Genomic DNA, 15,841 nt, shown 5'->3' with positions numbered 1-15,841 from the left:
AACTACGCCGCCCGCATCGTCCCAACCGCGCCCCTTTCACAAGCGCCATGAGGAATCCCCGGATGCGTCGTCTCAGAACCCGAACCTGGACATTTCGCGCGACACTTCTGACCAGCGTCATGCTCACCGGCGCCACGGAACAGTTCGCCACCCCTGCCGGGGCCGCCACCCCCACCGGCCATGCCGCGCACCACAGCACCTCCCGCCAGACAGCGCCCGGCCACGCGGCCACCGCGAAACCCCGCCACGCCGTCAGCTCCTCGCCGGAAGTCATTGATGTCCGGGCGGAGACCACACCCTCCGGCGTCACGCGTCACGCGGCCGGCGGCGGCCTCATCCGGCTGCAGGACGCACCCAAGGCCCGCAGTACGGTTTCACAGGATTACATCGCCAAGCAGGCCCCGGCGCAGAACGCCTATAACTTCGCGAAAATGATGCCCGGTGTCGTCGTCGCCAACACCGATCCGGCCGGACACGAAAAATCAGCCCTCTCCATGCGCGGCCTCACTCAGGACGAAATCGCAAACACCTATAACGGCATGCCCCTGTCCAGCGTCGGCGGCTACAATCTCGACCTCGCCTGGATCGTGGACAGCGAAAATATCGGCACCGTCTCCGCCCAGCCAGGCTCGTCCAACCTGGACACCGCCGCGATCAACGGCTCCGGCGGCATGTTCACCCTCACCACCCGCGATCCCTCAAAGAAATTCGGCGGCCTTGTCGATTTCGGCGCCGGCTCGCGCGATTACACCCGCCAGTTCGTCCGCATCGACACCGGCGAATGGGGCCATTCCGGTATCCGCTCCTTTATCTCCGCTTCCAACCAGCATGATTCCTTCTATCGCGGTCCTGGTCAGGAAAGTTTCCAGCATCTCGACTTTCACATTCTGAAAGAATGGGACCCGGACAACAGGATTTCGCTCATTGGCGGCTTCATGCGCGGCCTCGCCGGCAACGAGCCCTACTGGAGCACGACCATGGAAAACTGGCATAAGCTGGGATGGTCGAATCAGCTTGCCCGTTACTACAACTCACAGACACAGAACACCGATTACTGGAAGCAGAACTGGCTTCACTCGCGCACCTACAACATCCTCGCGCCCTCAAAATTCCGATTCGGGAAAGTGCGTCTCGAAATCACACCTTACACAGCTTATAACTATAAAGTTTATGGCGCGGGGACTGTTCTCGGGAACACGGTTTATTACGGCAACCAGCAGATCACCGCCATGGTCATCCCGGGCCAGCTTTCTGGCACGAGTTCAGGAAATGCCGAGTCTTATTCAAGCCTGAATGAAATGCGTGGCGGTGTCGTCACGAAGGCGACCATCGACCTCGGCGCGAACCATCCCTATTTCGGATACTGGTTCGATTATGACAATTCCACCGATCTCACCGGCTATACCGGCGTCAATCAGGACGGTTCTCCCACCACGCCCTGGGGCTGGTCGAGTAAAAGCCTGAAAATGCCCAACGGCCAGAACTATTATACCGCCAATTACAGCGACATCACCACGACGCACGCTCTCTTCGCCGGCGATACGCTGAAACTGTTCCACGACAAGCTCGTCATCGACGGCGGTATGCGTGTCACCATGATTAACCGCAACGCCACGCAGCGCCTGCCCGGCCTGCCTTACAAGATCGGCCTCAACGAACTGCAGCTCCTGCCACAGCTGGGCGGTCATTATCAGGTCAATAAGAACTGGCAGGTCTTCGCCGGCGTCGCCACCGGCGCCAAGGCGCCGCCCGACAGCTACCTGCTCACCACCCTCAACCCGAACACCGGCGCCTATGCTTCCAAAGGAAGCAACTCGGTCAAGGAAGAATACTCCATCTCGGAAGAAGCCGGCGTCCGCTACAACGACAAAATCTTCGTCGGATCGCTGACGTATTTTCATTACAATTTCACAAACCGTCAGATCTCCACCTACGGTTACCTCGGTAATCAGCAGATCGCGGAAAACATCAACGGCGGCGGCCAGACCAGTGACGGTTTCGATGTCGAACTCGGCACCCGGCCCTTTTACCACTTCCGCCCCTATGTCTCGGCCCAGTATCTGCACTCGGTCATCAACAACAATATCCGCGTCGGTGACGACTACCTGCCGACGAAAGGCAAAACCTCGACCAACGCCCCGAAATGGACGACCTCCCTCGGCATTGACTGGGATAACGGCACGTTCTTCTGGAATTTCGATCTGACCTATTTCTCGCGTCAGTATTCCACCTTCATGAACGACGAATATCTGCCAAAACTCGTGACCGAAAATCTCACGATCGGCGCCCGCCTCAACCGCGACACCTGGCTCGGCCGCAGGCTCTCCTTCATGAAATCTCCGGAAATCATGCTCTGGATCAATAACCTTGCGAACACCAAAGCCTATTCCGCCATCAACAGCGTGAAGCTCAACGCCCATACCACACGCGGTATTTACGGCACGGAAATCGCCGGCACGGCGCCCACCTACAACACACTGAGCAATTTCTACGCTATCGTAACATTCCGTACCGGATTCTGAATCAGGGCAGGCCGGGAGATCACGCACCCGGCTGCCCGTTCCGGTCAGGAAGGAGCCGTTCATGTCAGACGCCATTCCCGTCATCGATATCGGACATTACGGAACCGACAGTGCCCGCTCCGCCGCCATCGCCGCGGAAACGGACCGCGCCTGCCGTGAAACCGGGTTTTTTCTGATCACCGGACATCAGGTTCCGGGACACGATATCAGCACGCTCTTTGAGGAAACCCGCCGTTTCTTCCGCCTCCCTGACGAACAGAAGCTGAAAAGCCGGGGACCGGGCGGTCACATCGCACGGGGCTACACGCCCTTTCTCGGCGAAACGCTCGCCGCCGGCGCGGAGTCCGGCACCGTCACTCATGCGCCCGATGCCAAGGAAATGCTCGATTTCGGCCCTGAGCATCCCGAAGACACCGTAGCGGAGAACGATTTTTTCGCTCCGGATATCTGGCCGGAGCAGCCTCCGGGCCTGTCCCCTGCCATCCGGCTCTACACCCGCCATATGCTCTCGCTGGCCGGCACCCTGCTGCGTATCTTCGCTCAGGCCTCAGCATTCCCGAAGAGATCTTCCTCAACGCTCACCGCCGGAACATCAGCGCCCTGCGCCTGATCTGCTATCCCGAGAGCCAGACACCCCTGGCCACGCCGACACGCGGCGGAGCACATACCGATTACGGCTCGCTGACCATTCTCACCGCCGACAACGCCACCGGCGGCCTGCAGGCGAAACTCCGCTCCGGCAACTGGGTCGATGTGAGTCCGCAGCCGGGCCAGTTCGCCATCAATATCGGCGATATCATGCCCGTCTGGAGCAATGACCGCTGGGTCTCCACGCCCCATCGGGTCGTCGCGCCGCCCGCCTCAGACCGCAGCCGCTCCCGCCGCCACAGCATCGTGTTTTTTCATCAGCCCGATCCGGACGCCCGTATCGCGCCGCTTCCCGCCTGCATCGCATCCGGCGAGACCGCGCATTATCCGCCTGCGACCTATGGCGATCACTGGCGGCATAAATGGCTTTCCACCCGTCAGCAGAGCATTCTTCCATGAGCGCCGGCCCCATCCCCGTTCTGGACATCGCCGCCGCCCTGTCAGGCGATCCGGATGCGCTGGAGGAAACAGCTGCCGCACTGCGCACCGCCTCCGAAGAAACCGGCTTCGTGTTCATGCGCGGACATGGCATCCCCGCCGAACAGATCAGTGACGGTTTTGCCGCCGCCGAAGCGTTCCACGCTCTGCCCGATGCGGTCAAAAACCGCTGGCCGGTCAATGACGCCATGGAAGGCTATCTCAGCCAGGGCGGCGCGACCTTCACAACGTCGCCTGATCTGTCAGCGAAAAACCGCTCCGACCGGAACGCCGCCTTCTTCATCGGGGAGATCCGGCCCGACGGCGCCATTCCCTGCCCGGACATTCCCGAATTCCCTGCCTTCCGGCCGGCGGTCATCGCTCTTTACCGGGCGTTTCTGACTCTGTCTCTCGCCCTGCTGCCCCTTTATGCACGCGCCCTGCACCTGCCTGCAGCCGCCTTTGCGCCGGCTTTCAGAAATCCCATGACCACGCTGCGCCTGACCCATTATCCGCCGGCCCGGTATCAGCCGGACGAATACGGTATCGCTCCGCATGTAGATTCCAGTTTCATCACCCTGCTTGCGCAAAACCCCGTGCCGGGACTGCAGCTCCGGCTGCGGAACGGGGAATGGGCGGACGCTCCCTCGCTCCCCGGAACGCTTCTCGTCAACACCGGCGACATGCTGCGCCGCTGGACGAATGACCGTTTCATCGCAACGCCGCATCGCGCCAGCAACGCCACGGCGCAGGACCGTTACGCCATTCCGTTCTTTTTCCATCCGGACCCGGATTATCGCATGACCTGTCTTCCAAGATGCGAAATGCCGGAACGTCCGGAAGGCTATCCGCCACTCACGCCGGCTGAATACATGGCCTGGTTCAACCGCAACAATTATCGCCACATGGCAGGAAAGTCCGCCTGATGCCCGAGGCCGCTCCGTTTTCCGACATCGGGCCCGCTGCCGCCGATCCGCGTCTTTCCAACAGCGCTCTTCTGCCCACACAGGATCGCAACTGGTCCTGGTTCGACTATCTCTCTTTCTGGATGTCGGATGTCCACAGCGTTGGCACCTATGTCACGCTCGGCAATCTTTTCGCCGGCGATCTTCCCGGCATGGCTGTCGCCGCAGGGCTCATTATCGGCATCATCATCGTGCAGATGCTCTGCAATCTGGTCGCCATCCCCAGCCAGCAGACCGGAACACCGTTTCCGGTCGTCTGCCGCGCGTCTTTCGGCGTAAAAGGCGCGCTCATTCCCGCCTTTGTCCGTGGTGTGATCGCCATCTGCTGGTACGGCATCCAGACCTGGCTCGCCTCGAACGCGCTCGTCGTCCTCATCCTCAAATCCGCGCCGTCCTTCACTCCGTGGGCCGATCTCACACAGCATGGTCTCGCCGGTCTCTCCACCCTCGGCTGGGCCGCTTTTCTTGCTCTCTGGCTCGTACAGGCAGCCGTTTTCTGGCGCGGCATTGATGCCATCAGACATTTTACCGAATGGGCCGGGCCGCTCATCTACGTCGTCATGCTCGCCCTTGATCTTTACCTTCTGCAGCGCGTCGGCTTCACCACCGGCCTGCATTCCGTCATCGATAGTATGACATTCACCACCGCCGGCTCTTCACTGCACGATACCATTATGGCCATCCTCCCGACCGTAACACTGACAGTCTCCTATTTTTCAGCACCTATGCTCAATTTCGGCGACTTTGCCCGTTACGGGAAAAGCCCGGACGCTATCCGTCACGGCAATTTCTGGGGCCTGCCCGTCAACTTTCTCGCCTTTACCGCTCTCACTTTGACGACCATCGCCCTGACAGTTCCTGCTTTCGGCATTCGTATCGCCGATCCCGTCGAAACCGTGGCCAGAACCGACAACACCACCGTCATCGTTATCGCGATTCTCGCCTTCATGATTGCTACTGCAGGCATCAACGTCGTCGTTAATTTCGTTTCGGCGTCTTTCGATTTCTCCAATCTCGCACCGGACAAAATCAGCTGGCGCGCCGCCGGGCTGGCCGCGGCCTTTCTCTCGGTCTTCATGACGCCATGGAATCTTTACAACAGTCCTGCCGCCATGCATCTCACACTGGATTTTCTCGCCAGTCTTATCGGTCCCTTTTACGGCATTATCATCGCCGATTACTTTCTTATCAGCCACCGCTCAATTTCAGTTCCCGACCTCTATTCCTTTTCATCCAAAGGCCGTTACTGGTACAAAAACGGCGTCAACCGACCGGCCCTGCTCAGTCTCGGGCTCTCGGCTCTGTTCGCCAATCTTACCGTCTTCCTGCCCATTTTCGCGGACTTCCCTGGCATCTCATGGTTTGTCGGCAGCCTCTGCGCCATGCTGCTCTATCCGTTGCTCAACCAGAAACGGGCAGCTACCCGTCCGGCTGAAATCACTATGACATCGCAACGATAATCAGACACACCGGCGCAGCAGATCCGGACGCCAGGGTCACAGATTTTTGTTGTCCGTCATCCCGCCGTATCAGATAACGGTCGGAATTATTGTGACAGAAATCAGTTTGCCCGCCACGGACCGGAGAGTCGCAGGACCATGTTTTCAGGACGACGCGCCTTTGTTACCGGCGCACTCAGCACTGTCATCGCCAGTCAGATCCGGACTACAGCATTCGCAGCCTCCGGAAGTAAGCCTCCGGATGTCACAACACAGCCCCCACGCAGCTGGAGCGGAGTGGCTCCCACGGGATACCTTCCCGACCCGGACGTCATCTCTCTCGATCCTTCTTTTAAAGATCTCACCTTCTCAGGAACCAGCATCCAGCGCGTTCTCACCGGTGGCGGATGGCTCGAAGGTCCTGCCTGGCTCAGCGAAGCCCGCATCCTGCTCCTCAGCGATACCATCCGCAGCGAACAATATCGCTTCATTCCGCCCGACGGCGCCGGTGAAGGCTCTCTCTCCGTCTACCGGCGCGAAAGTTACCACAGCAACGGCAATACCCTCGATACCGAAGGCCGCGTCATCACCTGCGAACACGATATGCGCCGCGTCATCCGATGGGAGCACGATGGCAGCTGCCACATTGTCGCCGACAGCTATAACGGAAAACCGCTCAATTCTCCCAATGACGTCATCGTCCATCCTGAGGATGGCAGCATCTGGTTTACCGATCCCTCCTACGGCGATACCCTCATCGAAGGTCATCCCGACGCTCCGGGCAAAGGCACGAATTCCGCAGGGAAACTTCGCTGGCGTATCGGCTCTGAACTCCCGCCGCAATTCGCCGCGCATGAGCGCCAGGAGGACCACACTTTTCGCGTCGACGCCGGAACCGGCTCCGTCCAGGCCGTTCTTTCGCAGACCGCCGTCCCCAGCCCGAATGGCCTGTGTTTTTCACCGGATCTGAAAACTCTCTATGTCATCTCCTGCGTGCCGGACCCCGGACAGACAGGAACCAAAGGACAAAGCGTCATCTATGCGTTTGACATGATCGACGGACGTCCGGCAAACCGCCGCCTGTTCGCCGCCATGACGTTAGAGGGCCACCATCTGACACCGGACGGCATGCGTGCCGACGTGTTCGGAAACCTCTGGTGTGGTGCGTCAGGTTCATTCGGTGCGGCCGGCGTCTTCTGCTATAATCCCGCCGGGACACTCATTGGCCGTATCCGGCTTCCCTATGGCTGCTCAAACCTTACCTTTGGCGGTCTCAAGCGCAACGAACTCTATATGTGCTGCGGCCCCCATCTGTTTCGCCTTATCCTCGAAACTCAGGGTGCTGGCCTCTCCTGATCCGTCTTGTCAGTGCGTTACGCCATACGGCAAAGAAATCGGGGGAGCAGTGAAGCCATTTCTCTGTTTTCCTGGCAGAAGCCAAACGTAACAGACGACATCGGCTTCAAAATATCCATGCCGGAAGGTTAAGCATTCATGCCGCCAGTATCTCCAGGGAAGCCCGATGTCTCTCAAATCCGTAATCGAATTTTTCAAAGTGCATGCCCCTGATATAATCCCCGTTATCCGCGATGAAAGCACTGCCACGGTCGCTGAGGCCGCGCAGACTCTCGGTGTCGAAAAAGGCCAGATCGCTAAAACTCTCGCCATGAAAATCGGCGAAGAACGTGTTCTCGTCGTCATGGCCGGAACGGCCCGCCTCGATAATCGCAAGACCAGAGACACGTTCGGCAGCCGTCCCCGCATGCTCTCGTCGGAAGATGTGCTCGCACTCACCAGTCATCCTGTCGGCGGCGTCTGCCCCTTCGGTCTCCCCACATCGGTCCGTATCTGTTGTGACACTTCTCTGAAAGCATGGGATGAAGTCTGGCCGGCTGCCGGATCTGTCAACAGCGCCGTAAAACTGTCTCCTGTCCGTCTCGCCGAACTTACCGGCGCCGAATGGATCGACATCGCGAAAACCAGCATGGACTGATCCTGCGTCCGGGGCGTTAACCGGATTCTTCACTGAAGCAGAAAACATCGCTGCCACAGTCACCGGACCTGCGCTCCGGTCGGCATTTTTTGCGTCTCGCGCAACCCGCACCCCCTTTGCACGCTTCTCACCGGCACACACCCATGTCGGAAAGGCACGCCGGGGCAATGAATTTTCCGTTCGAAAGCCTGAAAGCCTGTCTTCCCGAACTGGAAGCGGAGGCCTCCGAAAATGACCGCGACGGCAGTTTCCCTGTTGCCGGTCTGGCTCTGATCCGCAGTTTCGGCGCGCTGTCCGCGGCTCTGCCCAAATCCCTCGACGGCTGCGGCTTTGGCACCGATCCCGGCGGCGCCACCGCCCTCATGCAGCTTCTGCGTCTCACCGGCGAGGCCAGCCTTCCCCTCGGTCGCCTTCTTGAAGGTCATATCAACGCCATCCGCCTCGTCGCCCGCTATGGCACTCCTTCCCAGCTCCGGCAACTTGCCACCCATATCCGCGACGGCGCCCTCTGCGGGATCTGGGTCACCGAAACCACTAATCCCGTCCACATTCTCCGCAATGGCACCACACTCACCCTCGAAGGTGAGAAAGCCTTTGCCTCCGGTGCGTTGCACGTTACTCATCCGCTCATCACCGCCGAAACCCCGGACGGTGAAACCCGGATGCTTATCGTCCCGGTCGACAAAAACCGTAAAGCCGCCGCATCCATCGGCGGCCTTTGCGGCATGCGCGGCTCCGGCACCGGCCGCTTCGATTTCACCGGGATCGGGATCTCGCCCGAAGCAATTATCGGAGCGCCCGGCGATTACCTCCGCCAGCCTGAATTTTCCGCCGGAGCCTGGCGCGGCATGGCTGTCGCTCTCGGCGGAATTGACCGGCTCGTTACTCTCCTGCGCGCTCAGCTCATCGCCCGCGGCCGGGATACAAATCCGTATCAGAGAGCCCGCATCGGGGAAGCTCTCATCGCCCGCGAAACCGCCGCCCTCTGGACCTGCAAAGCCGCCCTTGTCTCTGACGACGATGTCATTCCGCCTGCCGACATCGCCGGGACCGTCAACCTCGCCCGGATGGCTGTCGAACGCGCCGGGCTTGACGTCATCGAACTCACCCAGCGCGGCCTCGGTCTCGCCGCCTTTATCAGAACCAATGTCGTGGAACGCATCATGCGCGACCTCGCCACCTATCTCCGTCAGCCAGCTCCGGACGAAACCCTTGCCGAAGCAGCCGCCACTTTCATTCGCCGCGATCTCCCGCAACCATGAAAGCCGGGGATATTCAGGCCGCCTTTCGCGTGCTGCCGACCGGCACTCTCAACGATATCGCTCCTGGTGCTGCTCTGATCCTCGCTCCCCACGCCGATGATGAAAGCCTCGGATGTGGCGGTCTCATCGCCTCCCTCTGCGCCGCCGGGCGGCCGCCCGTCGTGGTTATCATGACCGATGGCACCGGCTCACATCCCGGCTCGAAAACCTGGCCCGCGCACCGCCTCCGGGCGCAGCGCGAACAGGAAGCCCGCAACGCTACCGCCTGTCTGGGCCTGCCCGATCATCATCTCGTCTTTCTGCGCCTGCGTGACACCGCTGCCCCGCATGACGGTCCGGATTTCGATCACGCTGTTCATCATCTCGCCAAACTCGCCCGTACCACAGAGTGCCGCACCATCCTCGCTCCATGGCGGCACGACCCGCATTGCGATCATGAATCCGCATGGAAAATGGCCGTCGCCGTGAGCGACGAACTCAGTCTGCCTCTCCTCGCCTATCCGGTCTGGGGCTGGCTGATTCCGGCCGATACAGATCTCGACACAACATATCCCGAAGGCTTCCGTCTCGACATCACGCCGTTCCGCGCCCTCAAGGCCCGTGCCATTCATCTGCATGAAAGCCAGTACGGAGACCTCATCACCGATGCCCGGGAGACCTTCCGCCTTCCGGAACCACTTCTTGCCGTCTTCGACGCACCTTATGAGGTCTTTCTCCAGCCATGAGCGAAAATTCCTGGTCCCGCGCCGTTTTCGAGCAGCTCTATGAACAGAACCCCGATCCGTGGGGATTCGAGACCAGCCCTTATGAACACAGCAAATATGCCGCCACCCTCTCTCATACAGGTCCCGGCCCGTTCAGAAATGCACTTGAACTTGGCTGTTCCATCGGCGTCCTGACTGCCACCCTTGCACAACGCTGCGGTCATCTGCTCGCCATAGATATCGCAGATGCCGCCCTCACCCGCGCCCGCGAGCGCTGCACCGGCCTCCCAAATGTGAATTTCCTGCGCGCCAGACTTCCGGACGAGTTCCCGGCGCTTCCACCGGAAAGCTGCGATCTCATCCTGATTTCAGAACTGCTCTATTTTCTTACTCCGGCCGACATCACCCGCCTCGCTCAGCACTGCCTCGCTGTCCGCATCTGCGGCACCCCGATCATTCTCGTGAACTGGACTGGCGAGACCAATACCCCCTGCACCGGAGACAGCGCCGCTGATCTTTTCATCGCGACCTGCTGCGGGCATGGCCTGACTGCGTGCCCGACTGAACGCCAGGAAACCTGCCGTTTTGACCGTCTTATCTGACCGCCTCATCTGCCGGAAGGGCAACGGACGCCTTCCGGCAACGCAACGGCGTCGGCATAATATCGCGTATGAGCAGATCTCTCACGATCGCCTCCGCCTCAGCGTGATGCCGTGTCAGGTCACCACGACGAACCATCTGTCGCCGTAACAACGGGCTCACCCGCTCAAGCGTCTCCCAGGCCTGTCCAAAATAAGCCGTCTCCGTCTGCGCCAGCACCTCCACAAACGGAAGCGCCAGAAATGCCGCCAGCCCGCGTATGCTGTCGATCACCTCATCCGTCCAGGAACCTGGTTTCCAGACCGATTTCAGCCAGGCCCGCGCCTGCGCCCGGCGCAGACACAGCACGGCCGGCTCCAGCGCATCATCAAGCATCTCATCCTGCTGCCGCATTCTGCGGGCCATGGTTTCCGCCATTCCGCCCTTCGCACGCCCCTCGGTTCTTCCGGACACCGTTACCACGACATCCGGCGCGTGCCGGACCAACGTATCCACCCGTCGCAAAGCCGCGATAAATCCCCGATCCTCTCCGGATGACAAAGCCGGAATCCCTCCCGCCTTCTGCCAGGCAGCCACCGTCACCGCAATACTGGCTCCGGAATGTTCCGTGTGACGTGGCCATGGGTCTGCGGGATCAGGATCGACCAGCGCATGAATCCGGTCCAGAGCGGTGCCGTAAGCCATTTCAGCCATGTCATCAGCATGGAGACTGGCAGGGATCGCCCGTGCTTCGACCGGATCAATCACCGCTCGTCCGCAAACTGCAGTTACCCCGGTGCTGAATGCATCCAGATTGCGCACCAGCCAGTCCGGCGCCACGACACCGTCCGCATCCGTTGTGAAGAGCAAACCATCCGGCCCGGCTATTGCCGCCGCGATCTCCATGCCCTCACGCCGCGCCGTTCCCGCATGTGCCAGTTCCGGCGGATATGTCCGCTCCGCAGCCGTCAGCCCGAATGGCAGAGATGAAGCGATTCCTTCAGTCACAGTCTGCGTCGCGTCGGTGCAGTTGTTCAGCAGCAGGACAACATGATGGACAGATGCCCTTTCCTGCCGTGCGAGCGCCTGCAGGCACTTTGCGATACGGTCCTCCTCATCACGAACAGGAATGGCAACAACAGGCAGAAGACGGCAGGGCCAGCCGGACATAGAAAGAACCATCAGCCAGAGGGAAATCTCTAAACTCTCCGGTCTGGCCCAGGTTCCGTGCGTTTTCGGCATACCCATCCCGTGACATATCGAAATACCGGAAGCCATTGCCTGTAAAATTTTCTCCGGGGCCGGGACAATTATCATTCATGGTCGTTCCACAGACATCACACAGTCGCAGGAACCCGTCCTTGCCTCACTGGCGCCGCCTCATCTTTCTCCTCCTCCTCATCACCACTATTGCCGCGACGGTCCTTCATCGCGCATGGCTCCCTCCTGTCTGGGACCCCGTCGAACCTCTTGATCTGCAAGCCCCGCCGAACGTTCTGCGCCCTCTCAAGCTTCGTCTGCTCTCATCATCGCCCGCGCTTTGCAAAGCTGCACTCCGGACCGCTCCACTCCATATCCACGCATATTCCGCTGCTGGCAGCGTCTCATGTCCGATCCCCGACGTCATGACCGTCAGCGGTGGTCCGGCTCCAGGCATGCCAGAGCCGTTCCTTGCCTCCTGCCGGCTCGCGGTGCGCTGGTCGCTCTTCGAAACAGAAATCGCACCCATCGTCCGCGATGCCTTCGGCACCGAACTCCGTCGCATCCGTCAGGCCGGCAGCTTCGCCTGCCGCGACATCCGCGACCATCCTGGCGTCCGAAGCAGCCACGCCAGTGCTGACGCCATTGATGTCTCCGGCTTCCTTCTCGCCGACGGTCGGGAAATCTCTGTCTCTGCGTGGAATTCCCATGATCAGCGCAGCATATTCCTGCATACCGTGCGCGACCGCGCCTGCCGGCTTTTCGGGATCGTGCTGTCCCCCGACTACAACAGCCTGCACGCCACCCATCTGCACCTTCAGGCCACCGGCTTCGGTCTCTGTCGCTGAGGAAGTCTGACCAGACAAAACAGCGTGATATAAAAGTTTTTTTACGGGATCAGCCGCCGGCAATTCATTATGCCTGACGACAGACAATGCCCGATCAGACCGCCCCTCTTTCCGTCCGTCACAGGCTCAGAACTGCCACGCAGCCGCGCCACGCCGTTCTCGACACTCTGGCCGGACCGATACACAACGCCGCCGCGTATCACACCTATCTGTCCGGAATCGCCGCCTTCCGCACCGGAGCGGAACAGGCCCTGAAAGCAGCGCCCCGGCCGGAAATCCTCGGCTCCTGGCAACCACAGACCCTCACATCCCTGCTGATGCAGGATCTCAGTGATCTGTCGCTTCCTCTGCCCGCCCCCGTTCTCATAACCCTGCCTGACAGCACGGCCGCCACCATGGGCCTGCTCTATGTGCTGGAAGGTTCGACTCTCGGCGCGCGCGTCCTCGTCCGGCAGGCAGCCGGTCTGGGCTTCACCGGAGCATTCGGCGCGCGACACCTGACAGTGCAGGCGGACGGGCTTTCCGGATGGCAGAGTTTTCTGCATTGTCTCGGACAGATGCCGGACGACGCCATTCCGGCGGCTGAACTGGCCGCCATTCAGACCTTTGATGCCGCCATTCTCGCAATGCAGGCAACCATCGGCCCCCGACCGTAAAGAAATTCCATGACGGCAACAGATACCGACCAGGTCATTTTCGGACAGGCTGACCTGACGAGCTGTGACCGCGAGCCCATCCATATCCCGGCCAGCATCCAGCCCGCGGGATGCGTGATGGCTTTCACCGGCGGCCGGCTCGCCAGATTCTCGGAAAACGCCGCCAGCTTCATGGACCGGCCCGCACTGCAGATGGGAATGACGCCCGAAGACTGTATCGGCCAGGAAGCCGCCGCGACGATCCTCGCCCTTGCCGACCGTGATAACACCACCCATCCGGCTATCAGTTTCGACGTGGACTGCGGCGGAAACCAGAAGCAGGACATTGCGGTCCACCGGTCGGACGACACCATCATCGTGGAATTCGAGACCGCGACCCCGGCACGGCTGCACGCCGGCCTGGCCGGGATGCAGCGCGCCACACTGGAGCGCCTCCGCGACCCGACCGACATTCTGAGCCTGCTGCGCGACGCCGCCGCGTCGATCCGTCAGACCTTCGGCTATGACCGCGTCATGGTCTATCGCTTCGCCCCCGACTGGTCCGGCCAGGTCATCGTCGAAAACCGTCGGGACGATCTGGAAAGCTTCTTTGGACAGCACTTCCCCGCCAGCGATATTCCGGCCCAGGCCAGAGAACTGTACAGACGCTCGCTGATCCGCGTGATCAGCGACGTCACCTATCAGCCCGTTCCTCTGATCGAGGAGGCAGGCGCCGCGCCGCTGGACATGTCGTTCATGCATCTGCGCGCCGTCTCGCCCATTCACTGCGAATATCTGACCAATATGGGCGTGCGCGCCTCCATGTCCGTCTCGCTGATCGTCGACGGTAAACTCTGGGGCCTCATCGCCTGCCATCATTACAGCCCGCGTCGTCTGTTTATGGCGGAACGGATCACCGCCAAAATGATCGGAGAGGTCATCGCGCTGCAGATTATCGGCCTCAACCGCTCGCGCCGCCTCACCCTGACACAGGCAGCGCACCGGTTCCTGTCCCGGATCCTGCGCGACGCCTCCGGAACCGACGGCCTGACCATCTGTGCGCGGTCTCATCTGCCTGAACTGCTCGAACTGATCCCCTGCGACGGCGGCGGCATCTGGACGGACCGGCACTGGTCATCAACAGGCCTGTCCCTGCCGGAAGAGGATGTCAGGACGCTGCTCGCCCTCACGGAGACCGCCGGCCAGAACCATATCTGGCACAGCGACTGCCTGATGCGGGACTGCCCGGAACTACCCCCCTCTGACATTTCCGGCGCGATGGTCATTCCGGTATGGCCCGAACAGGATGACTGCCTGATCCTCTTCCGCCGGGAGATCATCCAGACCGTCGTCTGGGGTGGTGATCCCACCAAAACCTACACCACCGGCCCGCACGGCATCCGTCTGACGCCTCGGCGCAGCTTCGAGATCTGGACCGAGGAGGTCCGGCATCACTCAGCCTACTGGTCCGATGACGACCTCGAACTCGCAGGCCTGTTCCGGTCGGCCCTGATGGAGGTCGTCGCCAGATCCAGCCATCAGAAACTCCAGGAGCGCACACAGGCTGAAGCCACACAGCGTATGCTGAATGACGAGCTGAATCACCGCGTCAAGAATGTCCTCGCCGTGGTCCAGTCCCTTGTCTCCAGACTGCCCGCCGAGCAGGACAGCGCCGCCGACTACCGCCGCACCATCCAGGGCCGCATCCGCGCCCTTGCCAGCGCGCACGACCTCGCCATCAGCGCCGGGAAAGGCACGGGAAAAGGCACATCCCTGCATGATCTTCTGGCCACGGATCTGGCGCCCTACAGTACCGGCGAAGGCCAGATTACCCTGTCCGGCCCGGAGATCAGCCTGACCGGACGGGCACTTACGCTCCTCGCGCTGCTGTTTCACGAACTGACAACAAATGCCGTCAAATACGGCGCTCTTTCCATCCCCGCCGGACAGCTCGCCGTCAGATGGGAACATGATCCGGTCTCCGGCACATGCACCATCCACTGGCAGGAACGAAACGGACCGCCCGTCCGCACGCCAAAGCGCTCCGGCTTCGGCAGCCTTCTGATCGACCGCGCCATCAGCCACGATCTCAGAGGCACCGCCACCCGCCATTTTCACCCGGAGGGCGTGGCAGTGGAGATCTGCCTGCCTGCCGCCGCCATCATCGCCGCGCCTGGCGCCGCGGACAGAAACCCTCCGCGTCAGAAGGATCAGCGCCAGAAGAACCAGTGTCCCGCCGGCCATCTCCCGGCGAATATCCTCAGAGGCAAAACGATCCTCGTCCTGGAAGACGAATTTCTCGTCGCGACAGATCTGGAGGAAACGCTTCAGTCGGAAAAACAGGCCGTCGTCCTCGTCGCCCCGACCATCCAGGAAGCCTTGGATATCCTGGAAACCCGAACGGTCGATCTCGCGATCCTCGATGTGAATGTCGGCGGCACGACCTCCGTGCCCGTCGCCACAGTGCTGACAGAGCGCGCCGTTCCGTTCCTGTTCGCAACGGGATACGGAAAAGGAGCCTCCGTGACAGAGACCTTCCCTACCGCTCCGATACTGGCGAAACCATACGCCACCGGAGAAGCCGTGAACGCGCTCGCCTCCCTGGCGGCCGGCTGCGGCTGACGCGGCG

At 60.9% G+C, this 15,841-nt stretch carries 14 protein-coding genes; 13 read left to right on the top strand and 1 reads right to left on the bottom strand.

The genetic code is table 11. The annotated features are described in order from the left end of the window. The first annotated feature begins 62 nt into the window (after positions 1 to 62). The 10 genes from GOB93_RS01535 (at position 63) to GOB93_RS01490 (ending at position 10,552) form a co-directional block, all read left to right on the top strand. Entirely contained in the window at positions 63 to 2,522 is a 2,460-nt protein-coding gene (locus GOB93_RS01535; RefSeq protein ID WP_173581772.1) for a TonB-dependent receptor, read from the top strand. Between the two features lie 61 nt (positions 2,523 to 2,583). Further along, the gene (locus GOB93_RS01530; RefSeq protein WP_173581771.1) at positions 2,584 to 3,132 is read left to right on the top strand and encodes a 2-oxoglutarate and iron-dependent oxygenase domain-containing protein; all 549 of its coding nucleotides are present in this window, start codon (positions 2,584 to 2,586) and stop codon (positions 3,130 to 3,132) included. Further along, a complete protein-coding gene (locus GOB93_RS01525) occupies positions 3,075 to 3,569 on the top strand; it encodes a 2OG-Fe(II) oxygenase family protein (protein ID WP_338422277.1) in 495 nt (164 codons plus the stop codon). Before GOB93_RS01530 ends, GOB93_RS01525 begins: the two co-directional genes overlap by 58 nt. Next, on the top strand, positions 3,566 to 4,513 hold the full coding sequence (locus GOB93_RS01520) for an isopenicillin N synthase family dioxygenase (RefSeq protein WP_173581769.1): 948 nt from the start codon (positions 3,566 to 3,568) through the stop codon (positions 4,511 to 4,513). Before GOB93_RS01525 ends, GOB93_RS01520 begins: the two co-directional genes overlap by 4 nt. Beyond that, positions 4,513 to 6,012 carry an NCS1 family nucleobase:cation symporter-1 gene (locus GOB93_RS01515; protein WP_173581768.1) on the top strand — a complete coding sequence of 500 codons (1,500 nt, stop codon included), beginning with the start codon at positions 4,513 to 4,515 and terminating at the stop codon, positions 6,010 to 6,012. Before GOB93_RS01520 ends, GOB93_RS01515 begins: the two co-directional genes overlap by 1 nt. Before the next feature lie 138 nt (positions 6,013 to 6,150). After that, the gene (locus GOB93_RS01510) at positions 6,151 to 7,347 is read left to right on the top strand and encodes an SMP-30/gluconolactonase/LRE family protein (RefSeq protein WP_173581767.1); all 1,197 of its coding nucleotides are present in this window, start codon (positions 6,151 to 6,153) and stop codon (positions 7,345 to 7,347) included. 166 nt (positions 7,348 to 7,513) lie between these two features. After that, positions 7,514 to 7,984, top strand: coding sequence for a YbaK/EbsC family protein (locus GOB93_RS01505; protein ID WP_173581766.1), 471 nt, complete (start codon positions 7,514 to 7,516; stop codon positions 7,982 to 7,984). A gap of 143 nt (positions 7,985 to 8,127) precedes the next feature. Continuing rightward, positions 8,128 to 9,246 (top strand): acyl-CoA dehydrogenase family protein, encoded by a 1,119-nt coding sequence (locus GOB93_RS01500; RefSeq protein WP_242010470.1) that lies wholly within the window; start codon positions 8,128 to 8,130, stop codon positions 9,244 to 9,246. Beyond that, positions 9,243 to 9,971, top strand: a complete 729-nt coding sequence (locus GOB93_RS01495) for a PIG-L deacetylase family protein (RefSeq protein ID WP_173581765.1) — start codon at positions 9,243 to 9,245, stop codon at positions 9,969 to 9,971. The genes GOB93_RS01500 and GOB93_RS01495 overlap by 4 nt, the downstream gene beginning before the upstream one ends. Continuing rightward, on the top strand, positions 9,968 to 10,552 hold the full coding sequence (locus GOB93_RS01490; protein ID WP_173581764.1) for a class I SAM-dependent DNA methyltransferase: 585 nt from the start codon (positions 9,968 to 9,970) through the stop codon (positions 10,550 to 10,552). The genes GOB93_RS01495 and GOB93_RS01490 overlap by 4 nt, the downstream gene beginning before the upstream one ends. Here GOB93_RS01490 and GOB93_RS01485 read toward each other — a convergent pair. Then, positions 10,545 to 11,771 carry a glycosyltransferase gene (locus GOB93_RS01485; RefSeq protein ID WP_242010469.1) on the bottom strand — a complete coding sequence of 409 codons (1,227 nt, stop codon included), beginning with the start codon at positions 11,769 to 11,771 and terminating at the stop codon, positions 10,545 to 10,547. The genes GOB93_RS01490 and GOB93_RS01485 overlap by 8 nt on opposite strands. A 119-nt stretch (positions 11,772 to 11,890) precedes the next feature. On the opposite strand from GOB93_RS01485, the gene GOB93_RS01480 reads away from it, so the two are divergent. The 3 genes from GOB93_RS01480 (at position 11,891) to GOB93_RS01470 (ending at position 15,834) form a co-directional block, all read left to right on the top strand. Next, the gene (locus GOB93_RS01480; RefSeq protein WP_173581763.1) at positions 11,891 to 12,577 is read left to right on the top strand and encodes an extensin-like domain-containing protein; all 687 of its coding nucleotides are present in this window, start codon (positions 11,891 to 11,893) and stop codon (positions 12,575 to 12,577) included. Positions 12,578 to 12,663: 86 nt separating this feature from the next. Next, positions 12,664 to 13,233: a biliverdin-producing heme oxygenase gene (locus GOB93_RS01475; protein ID WP_173581762.1), complete on the top strand. Its 570-nt coding sequence runs from the start codon at positions 12,664 to 12,666 to the stop codon at positions 13,231 to 13,233. Positions 13,234 to 13,242: 9 nt separating this feature from the next. After that, complete coding sequence (locus GOB93_RS01470; RefSeq protein ID WP_173581761.1) at positions 13,243 to 15,834, top strand: HWE histidine kinase domain-containing protein; 2,592 nt, start codon at positions 13,243 to 13,245, stop codon at positions 15,832 to 15,834. Positions 15,835 to 15,841 lie beyond the last annotated feature (7 nt).

Source organism: Acetobacter musti (assembly GCF_011516835.1).
Lineage (GTDB): Bacteria > Pseudomonadota > Alphaproteobacteria > Acetobacterales > Acetobacteraceae > Acetobacter > Acetobacter musti.
Note: the sequence above shows the minus strand (reverse complement) of the source record. Positions and strands in the feature narration are given on the sequence as shown.

What these genes read in the sequence shown, in the direction of transcription:
- GOB93_RS01495 (WP_173581765.1), top strand. Translation starts at nt 9,243, where the DNA reads ATGAAAGCCGGGGATATTCAGGCCGCCTTTCGCGTGCTGCCGACCGGC.
- GOB93_RS01510 (WP_173581767.1), top strand. Translation starts at nt 6,151, where the DNA reads ATGTTTTCAGGACGACGCGCCTTTGTTACCGGCGCACTCAGCACTGTC.
- GOB93_RS01490 (WP_173581764.1), top strand. Translation starts at nt 9,968, where the DNA reads ATGAGCGAAAATTCCTGGTCCCGCGCCGTTTTCGAGCAGCTCTATGAA.
- GOB93_RS01505 (WP_173581766.1), top strand. Translation starts at nt 7,514, where the DNA reads ATGTCTCTCAAATCCGTAATCGAATTTTTCAAAGTGCATGCCCCTGAT.
- GOB93_RS01470 (WP_173581761.1), top strand. Translation starts at nt 13,243, where the DNA reads ATGACGGCAACAGATACCGACCAGGTCATTTTCGGACAGGCTGACCTG.
- GOB93_RS01475 (WP_173581762.1), top strand. Translation starts at nt 12,664, where the DNA reads ATGCCCGATCAGACCGCCCCTCTTTCCGTCCGTCACAGGCTCAGAACT.
- GOB93_RS01515 (WP_173581768.1), top strand. Translation starts at nt 4,513, where the DNA reads ATGCCCGAGGCCGCTCCGTTTTCCGACATCGGGCCCGCTGCCGCCGAT.
- GOB93_RS01500 (WP_242010470.1), top strand. Translation starts at nt 8,128, where the DNA reads ATGTCGGAAAGGCACGCCGGGGCAATGAATTTTCCGTTCGAAAGCCTG.
- GOB93_RS01520 (WP_173581769.1), top strand. Translation starts at nt 3,566, where the DNA reads ATGAGCGCCGGCCCCATCCCCGTTCTGGACATCGCCGCCGCCCTGTCA.
- GOB93_RS01535 (WP_173581772.1), top strand. Translation starts at nt 63, where the DNA reads ATGCGTCGTCTCAGAACCCGAACCTGGACATTTCGCGCGACACTTCTG.
- GOB93_RS01530 (WP_173581771.1), top strand. Translation starts at nt 2,584, where the DNA reads ATGTCAGACGCCATTCCCGTCATCGATATCGGACATTACGGAACCGAC.
- GOB93_RS01485 (WP_242010469.1), bottom strand. Translation starts at nt 11,771, where the DNA reads ATGCCGAAAACGCACGGAACCTGGGCCAGACCGGAGAGTTTAGAGATT.